The organism is Oceanospirillum sediminis (assembly GCF_014164585.1).
Lineage (GTDB): Bacteria > Pseudomonadota > Gammaproteobacteria > Pseudomonadales > Halomonadaceae > Oceanospirillum > Oceanospirillum sediminis.
In genome coordinates this window covers 1-305 of the sequence record NZ_JACJFM010000374.1, presented here as the reverse complement: position 1 = coordinate 305, position 305 = coordinate 1, and the positions used below count along the sequence as shown (strand labels likewise).

Here is a 305-nt window from a genome sequence, read left to right as displayed (position 1 = left end):
CCTATCAATGAAGTACCGCAGTTAGCGCTGCGGCCCTCTACCTGGACTACCTGGAGAACCATCCATGTCCAAGCGAAATATCCGCCCAGCTGGTGCGGAGGGGATTTCTCATCCTCGCAATGTAGCAAAGCTGCCGTTTACCGTCAACGAACCGTCAACGAGCTGCCCTCGACCGGCCGCTGATGGCTTTGCGGCAGCCGAGGCATGGCACGTCGCGCTCTGCGAATCTGCCGACGCCGCCAAGGGCTACCTTTTTCCCTCTGGACTGCGGCAGGCGTATGAGGCTCTGCCCGCGTCCGCGCAGC

1 protein-coding gene is annotated in these 305 nt (G+C 61.6%); it reads left to right on the top strand.

The genetic code is table 11. The features are described from left to right. Positions 1-64: 64 nt before the first annotated feature. Positions 65-305: hypothetical protein (locus H4O21_RS25685; protein ID WP_220495931.1), on the top strand; the 241-nt coding region annotated here is incomplete at its 3' end.